This window comes from Pseudomonas oleovorans subsp. oleovorans, assembly GCF_002197815.1.
GTDB classification, from domain to species: domain Bacteria; phylum Pseudomonadota; class Gammaproteobacteria; order Pseudomonadales; family Pseudomonadaceae; genus Aquipseudomonas; species Aquipseudomonas oleovorans.
Map to the genome: position 1 here is coordinate 21,941 of NZ_NIUB01000053.1, position 6,337 is coordinate 28,277.

Sequence of the window (6,337 nt, forward strand, 5' to 3'; positions counted from 1 at the left end):
CGTCAACCCCAAGATTGAGTATCGAGTACGAGCAACTGCTGTTGCTGGTGTTGTTCAACGACAACTGGCCGCTCCAACGGTCGAGGGAGACGATGATGGAAATCAAACCAGTGGGATTCACGATAACCACTGAGCGCGAAGGAAAGCGCCAGCAGCCAGGGAGCCACATTGTCTGGTGGGATCGCGATACGCACAGCATTGCGGACTACTTTCCAGGCGCGAATGCCCCACGCCGCGAGCGAGTCAGCGCCGCCGAAGCCGTCGCAGCCCATGTTGCGTTCTTGGGCGATTGCGAGAGCAAGCCGCAGGCGATGGGGCTCTATGCCGAAGCGGACGTGCAGCAGCTGATCAAGCAGCGTGACGAACTGTTACAGGCGCTGAAAAGGATGGAGCAGACGGCGCACGAAGCCATCGAAGGCGCTCAGGCTGCCAATGGCTGATCTAGCAGTTGTTCTGGGTTCCCACGTTGGCGCTCGGGGATTGCGCGGTCGGCTCTGTGACACCGGCATTCTCACCTACCGTGGCGGTCTACACCTTGACCACGGGATGCAGATCGACCGCGCCTGACCCGCATCTGTCGAGCAGGCGCTGGCGCCCTCCCCCTAGGCGCCATGCTTGCCGGCCAAACGCAGCATCCTCGAATCCGAATATCCGCTCTGGTTAATTGCATGCTCTGCGCTGCCCCGCCGATGACACACCCATTCCGGGCTGATGATGACCCCATCGAAAACACAGCACCGGGATCACCGCCATGGGCATGCAACAGACCTCTCTCCAGCTCGCCGACTTGACCAACCCTGTCCAAGCGCAGGCAGTCGTGTCGGGTCCGATTCAAGAGCTGACTCTGACCGAGAAAGTCGCCATTGCGGTGGAGGCTGTGAAAGCCCAGGTGCTGGCCGGGCGTCACCTTTCCGTGGCCTGGAGCGGCGGGAAGGATAGTAGCGTTTTGCTATCACTCGTTCTGATGGCGTACCGCGAGCTGATTGACGAAGGCGTCAGTGTTCCAACCCTGCACGTCTGCCATTCCGACACCAAGATCGAGAACCCGGTTGTGAAGGCCTACAACAGCCTGATGATCAAGCAGATCGAGTCCTACTCCCAGGAAAGCGGCATCCCTATCCGCATCTGGATCGCCTCGCCGGGCCTGAGCAACGACTACCTCGTTTCCGTGATCGGTGGGCGCACCATCATGTCTGTCGGCTCCAACGCGAAGTGCTCCATGATGATGAAGGTGGAGCCACTGAATAAGCTCAAGCGCCAGCTGCGCAAAGCCATCGCCGCCGAGGCCGGCATGAAGCCGAAGGAGGTCGAAATCGTCTCGATTATCGGCACTCGCTTTGACGAATCCGCTGCACGCAACCGCGCTATGACCGAGCGCGGCGAGTCCGCCACCGACGCGGTAGACGCGATGGATGACGGCCAGCTGGTGCTCAGCCCGATTGCCCACTTTTCCACCATGGAGGTGTTCGAGTTCATCGGCTACGTCCGTTCGGAGAAGATCAAGACCTACGACCGCTGGGACAATCTGGTCGAGCTGTACCGCGACGCCAACAACGGGGACTGCATGGTCAATGCCTACATTGCGAACCGAGAGCAGGCCCGTACCCCTTGTTCAGCACGCACGGGTTGTTGGGGATGCCTGAGAATCAGTTCCGACACCTCGGCCAACAGCCTGCTGGCCCATGAAGACGGCAAGTACGAATGGCTGCGCCCGCTGGTCGAGCTGCGCGAGTTCATGAAGCGCATGCACTTCAATCCCAAGGCTCGGGCTTGGGTAGCGCGTGACGTGAGCGAGGACGGCTATATCCAGATCATCCCGAACGCCTACAGCCCCAGCTACACGAAAGCCCTGCTGCAAGCGATCCTGAGCATCCAGGCCCGCGAAGAAGACGAGGCTCGCAAGCTGGGCATTGCCCCGCGCTTCGAGCTGCTGACCCTCAAGCAGGTCATGGCCATCGAACTGAACTGGGGCCGCTACGGCTACCAGAAGCCATGGACTGCCATGCGCATCTGGAATGACGTGTACCGCCACGGCAAGCGCTACAAGCTGCCTGACGTTGAGTCGATCCCGGTCTACACCGAGAAGGACGTTAGCTTCCGCGCACGCATCCCGTTCGCTGATGGGCAGTACAACAGCCCCTACAGCGGCCTGCGCAACATTGACGCGGAAATGGCCAACGCCGAAGACCTGATGGTTGCCCGCGACGGTCGCCTGTTGACCCGTTGCGAGACTGGCGACGAGTACGACATTGACGAAGAAGGCCTTGAGCTGTTCATGGAGTTCGAGCTTGACCGGGTGCTGACCGCTGAGCGCCTGAACGACGCCCCCAGCGCCGCTGTTCACTATCTGCTTGGCCTCGGCACTGTCCAGCTCTACAAGGGCAGCCAGAGTGACTGGGATCGCATGCTGCGTGTGTCGAACCAGCTGCACAGGCACAACCTGCTGGAGGTGCTGCACAACCCCCAGGCCATCATCGCCCGCGTGGCGGAGAAGCTGGTGGCGCATGGCAAGTCCCCCGCGCTGATCACCACCAACCAGCCGGTGCTGATCGACCTGACCCCTGACCAAGGCTCGCTGTTCGACGCTCAAGCCGCAGCATTGGAACCGGCAGCCGTGCCGCCGACTGACCCGGCGCTGGCGCTGAAAGAGCGTGAGGTTCAGGAAGAAGATCGGGACGGCACCAGCTACGAAGCCCAGTACAAGGCGGCGATGCGCCAGATGGAACAGCAGCTGGGCGACGAGTGCCCCATTCCGGCATTCAGCAAGATGCTCTCCGAGTGCTGCGTGATGCTCTCGAAGCTGCCCCTCACGCAGTATTCGTTCGATGCCTTCATGGCCCTATGGGTGGCAGAGAGCTGCTATGGGGCCGATGGGGACACCCCACCGGCCAGCGCCTACGAGCCAATCGTCAAGGTGGCTTACAGCGTGCTGCTGTCGGGCGGGCTCATACTGGCGCCGTGAGCAAAAGCGCCAGCACACCCAGCAAGCCAATCTGTGCAGATTGCCTTGGCGGGTGTAGCAATTCCGAGCATACAGACCACCGCGGCCACTCTCATTCCCGGCTCTAGGGTTTGACGAGTTTCGTTGGACGGCAAGCTTCGCCGATGACACAGCCCGGCCAGACCTACTGAAGCCGCACCATGGAGCTGACCGTCAAATACAGCTACGTCGAGCAGATCACTCCGCCCCGCTGCCGCAAGCCCAGGCCGCAGCGCTTTGATGACGGGGTTGCTGTTCTGTCAATCCGCGAAGTCACCGCCGAGCAGGCGCCGGTTGCCATTATCGGGCGCGAGAAGAACTTCGAGACAGGCGAGTATCTGGAGCCCGTCAGCTATCGCCTGTTCGATGGCCGTCTCTGGACTGACAGCACCGTATCGGGTTGCACCCGGCGTTGCAGCGAGCGTTTCCCGGCCATTGGCCCGGAGCTGAATCTGGTCAAGGACAGCGCCATGCTCTCGCATACAGGGCTGGGCATCTACGTTTGCGTCCACGATGGCAAGCAGGGCATCGCCGACTATCTCCAGGGCCTCGCCCGTGACTGGCTGATCATCGACGGTCAGCTCTACCGCCCTGCCGGCGAGCCAATGTACGTGGTGATGACCTTCGGATTGAGCGGCAATCACGGCGGCACCGCACTACTGACTGACGATCACCTGAATCCCAATATCCGACGCGAGGCTTACTTCTCGCTGCTGGAGCTGGATCAAGCTATCACGCGCACGCTGCTTGTCGCCGGAAAGCGCGGTGACACCGTGAAGGTGAGCACCGATCCTGGCTTCCAGTTCCAGGTACTGATCCCCGCTGCAATCCAGTGGAAAAATCCTGCTGTCGGCGCCGATGACACAGCCGAAGCTGCCTGATGATTCAATCGAAAACGCAGACGGAGACAGGCATGAGCAGCATTTATCTTGAACAACGCTACACCGACACTCTCGCTGCAATGGCAGCACAAGCCCTCATCGAGGGCGACGAACTCCCGTCGCTCCAAGAGCTGATGCAGACCATCAAGGACACCGTGGACGACGAACAGCTTAGCTTCCCTGACTTCGAGCACTTCTTCGCGTGGTGGGACGTGACTACCGCCTATGACCAGATGGACGAGGAAACCAGCGCCGAGCACCACAAGCCCGCGCTGGAGATTGCCTTCGCTGCGCTTGTGCGCGAAGGGTTCTTCGTCGTGGACTTCAAGAGCACCTACGAAGCAAAGGTGGCAGAACTTGTCCAGTCCGGCACCGTAGATCAGGGAGAGCTGCCTGACTTCGACGCCATTACCGAAGAAATCAAGGAGGCGGTGCTCATCGATCAGGAACGATTCTGGAGCTTCGCTGAATTCTTCGATTTTTATGAGAAGGCTTTTGCCGTCGCTGCCGAGAACCTTAGCTTGACGCTCGAAAACCAGAAGCCGGCTCTAGAAGTCCTCTACTGGTCGCTTGTCTGCGAAGATGCTCTTTAACCGGCGCCAGCAACAATCATCGAATCTTAATCTGGGGATCGACGATCCCCTCACGCAACCATCGCTGGAGACACCCCATGCGCAGCCACCAGTTTGCCGCCGAACTCGATAGCGACATTGACCTGACCACCCTTGCCTCGCCCCGTGTGTAGATCGAGGCGATTGCCAACAACCGTTACCGCGTCTCGCCGCAGCTCAAGCTGTACAAGTGCGAGGGGCACTCTTTCGTTGGCCGTTACCTGCGCCGCCGCGCCCCGAAACTGGGTTGGTATGCTGGCAACGCCAGCCGCCCCACCGGCTATTTCACCACTGCCCAGGTATATGGGTTTAACCCGATATGTCTAAATTGTGCTCTTTACCAGACTCCCCTGCTGCCCACACAGGAATTCCCTATGTCGAATGCCGACTTCCCCGAATCCCACCCGTGCTCCCCGGACGAAGTTGATCTTCTCCAATCTTTCAGCAACCTGTCAGATGACCAACGCAAAGTCGCACTGCAAGCAATTGAAAATCTTGTTGAGGCGCGGGAGCTTGGCGGGCTGGAAGGCGCTCTTGACCAGCTGATCAAAGCGGCGGAAAGGAAGATTACCCAGGAAGAAGGTAAGAAGCTCGCTGAATCCATTTTGCTGATGACCAGCACGAATGACTGGATGGGCATGCTCAATCTTATCGGGCGTAACCGACTGAACTAAACCTGCGGTCTTCGCGCAAACATTCCGGTTCCTGTTGCGGATGAACACTATGGAATCTCGATCCCGGCGTTGGGAGACGGGCATTTTTCATGTTTTGCCCAACCGCCCCGATGACACAGCCCCTCCCCTTAGATACTGGCCACATCCGAAACGAGGGCGAACCGCCCTACCAGACAAGGGGAATCACCATGGGCTCCACCGTATCGACTGGCAAGCAGGTAGCAGCGTTCAAGACTACCAGCGGCAAGACCATGTACGTGCTGTTCGAGGAAACCTACGAGTCCAACTGCTACCCGCGAACTCCGCAGTGGGGCTGCCTGCTGATCGGCGAAATTGCCAACATCATGCGCGGCATCTTCCGCTCAGCTGGCTGCTGCGAGGGCGGCATGCTCAAGGGAGCTGGCGGGCGTGACATTACCCCCGAGGGGTACATCCAGGGCTGGCTCAAGGAGCTGGCCAACCCGGTATCGTTCAAGGATCAAAGCTTCGAGCTGGAGAAAGGCGACAGCATGTACTCCACGATTCCCCAAGACGAGTTCGACAAGATCAAAGAGCGTCTGACCGCCAATGGCTTCGAGGCAGAAGCCACACAGCTGGAGAACGGCGAGAAGCTGACCGTCAGCCTGTACGAACACGGCGAGCTGCTGGCCAGCATCTATGACGGCAACGTGGGCGCGTGGCGCATCATCAGGGGCTCCGCCCCGATTTACGGCCTGCGCGATCCTGAATTGGGCTATGCACCCGCGAAGGCCAAAACCTTCGAGCTTGAAACGCATGAGTGCATGCGTCTGTTCAAGCATCGCGAGGACGTGGCCGTCAAAGACCAGAATGGCGACTGGCGTAACCGTGGTGGGGACTACAAGATCATCGGCAACTATGTCCGTGATCTTTGGCAAGCAGAACTGCGCGAGCCGGGCAGCTACCGCGCCCGTATCAAGAACCTGCGCAACGCCATCGAGACTGCCCCGATCATGCCGACCAATGCCGTTGCCGTGATCGACACCACCGTGAAGCTGGGGGGCTGGGCTCAGGAATGCGTCTCACGATTCGTCAACGAGAATCCCCACACCATCGTTGGGCATGAAATCCATGTGGCCGTCCCGCAAGACGAACATCAGGCGTACCGCGTGTGCTGCCTGCATGAAGATTGCGCCAAGTTCGTCTGCATCCCCCTCGCAGCCGAAGAACCAG

At 59.7% G+C, this 6,337-nt stretch carries 6 protein-coding genes; all 6 read left to right on the plus strand.

Features of this window, described 5'->3' with window-relative positions; translation table 11 throughout:
* Nucleotides 1–14 precede the first annotated feature (14 nt).
* On the plus strand, nucleotides 15–440 hold the full coding sequence (locus tag PSOLE_RS21640) for a hypothetical protein (protein WP_020308172.1): 426 nt from the start codon (nucleotides 15–17) through the stop codon (nucleotides 438–440).
* Between the two features lie 377 nt (nucleotides 441–817).
* Nucleotides 818–2,962 (plus strand): phosphoadenosine phosphosulfate reductase domain-containing protein, encoded by a 2,145-nt coding sequence (locus tag PSOLE_RS21645; RefSeq protein ID WP_244597312.1) that lies wholly within the window; start codon nucleotides 818–820, stop codon nucleotides 2,960–2,962.
* A 179-nt stretch (nucleotides 2,963–3,141) separates the two neighbouring features.
* Nucleotides 3,142–3,861 carry a hypothetical protein gene (locus PSOLE_RS21650; RefSeq protein ID WP_020308174.1) on the plus strand — a complete coding sequence of 240 codons (720 nt, stop codon included), beginning with the start codon at nucleotides 3,142–3,144 and terminating at the stop codon, nucleotides 3,859–3,861.
* 32 nt (nucleotides 3,862–3,893) lie between these two features.
* Entirely contained in the window at nucleotides 3,894–4,454 is a 561-nt protein-coding gene (locus tag PSOLE_RS21655; protein WP_037005091.1) for a hypothetical protein, read from the plus strand.
* 392 nt (nucleotides 4,455–4,846) lie between these two features.
* Nucleotides 4,847–5,146, plus strand: coding sequence for a hypothetical protein (locus PSOLE_RS21660; protein ID WP_074857319.1), 300 nt, complete (start codon nucleotides 4,847–4,849; stop codon nucleotides 5,144–5,146).
* A 188-nt stretch (nucleotides 5,147–5,334) separates the two neighbouring features.
* On the plus strand, nucleotides 5,335–6,337 hold a 1,003-nt coding region (locus tag PSOLE_RS21665; protein WP_088339350.1), incomplete at its 3' end, for a hypothetical protein.

What these genes read in the sequence shown, in the direction of transcription:
- PSOLE_RS21650 (WP_020308174.1), top strand. Translation starts at nt 3,142, where the DNA reads ATGGAGCTGACCGTCAAATACAGCTACGTCGAGCAGATCACTCCGCCC.
- PSOLE_RS21655 (WP_037005091.1), top strand. Translation starts at nt 3,894, where the DNA reads ATGAGCAGCATTTATCTTGAACAACGCTACACCGACACTCTCGCTGCA.
- PSOLE_RS21660 (WP_074857319.1), top strand. Translation starts at nt 4,847, where the DNA reads ATGTCGAATGCCGACTTCCCCGAATCCCACCCGTGCTCCCCGGACGAA.